1 protein-coding gene is annotated in these 1136 nt (G+C 61.3%); it reads left to right on the top strand.

What is annotated here, in order from left to right:
* On the top strand, positions 1-1136 hold a 1136-nt coding region (gene tuf / locus PI86_RS15360; RefSeq protein WP_039324242.1), incomplete at both ends, for an elongation factor Tu.

Here is a 1136-nt window from a genome sequence, read left to right as displayed (position 1 = left end):
GGTAAATTTGAGCGGACCAAGCCGCACGTCAACGTTGGTACGATTGGTCACGTTGACCACGGCAAGACGACGCTGACGGCAGCGATCACGACGGTGCTGACGAAGAAGTTCGGCGGCGAAGCGAAGGCTTACGACCAGATCGACGCGGCACCGGAAGAAAAGGCGCGCGGCATCACGATCAACACGGCACACGTCGAGTACGAAACGGCTAACCGCCACTACGCACACGTCGACTGCCCGGGCCACGCTGACTATGTGAAGAACATGATCACGGGCGCAGCGCAGATGGACGGCGCGATCCTGGTTTGCTCGGCAGCAGACGGCCCGATGCCGCAAACGCGTGAGCACATCCTGCTGGCGCGTCAGGTTGGCGTTCCGTACATCATCGTGTTCCTGAACAAGTGTGACATGGTGGACGACGCTGAACTGCTCGAGCTGGTCGAGATGGAAGTTCGCGAACTCCTGTCGAAGTACGACTTCCCGGGCGACGACACGCCGATCGTGAAGGGTTCGGCGAAGCTGGCGCTGGAAGGCGACACGGGCGAGCTGGGCGAAGTGGCGATCATGAGCCTGGCAGACGCACTGGACACGTACATCCCGACGCCGGAGCGTGCAGTTGACGGCGCGTTCCTGATGCCGGTGGAAGACGTGTTCTCGATCTCGGGCCGTGGTACGGTTGTGACGGGTCGTGTCGAGCGCGGCATCGTGAAGGTCGGCGAAGAAATCGAAATCGTCGGTATCAAGCCGACGGTGAAGACGACCTGCACGGGCGTTGAAATGTTCCGCAAGCTGCTGGACCAAGGTCAGGCAGGCGACAACGTTGGTATCCTGCTGCGCGGCACGAAGCGTGAAGACGTGGAGCGTGGCCAGGTTCTGGCGAAGCCGGGTTCGATCACGCCGCACACGCACTTCACGGCTGAAGTGTACGTGCTGAGCAAGGACGAAGGCGGCCGTCACACGCCGTTCTTCAACAACTACCGTCCGCAGTTCTACTTCCGTACGACGGACGTGACGGGCTCGATCGAGCTGCCGAAGGACAAGGAAATGGTGATGCCGGGCGACAACGTGTCGATCACGGTTCGCCTGATCGCTCCGATCGCGATGGAAGAAGGTCTGCGCTTCGCAATCCGCGAAGG

This window comes from Burkholderia sp. A9, assembly GCF_000801975.1.
Note: the sequence above shows the minus strand (reverse complement) of the source record. Positions and strands in the feature narration are given on the sequence as shown.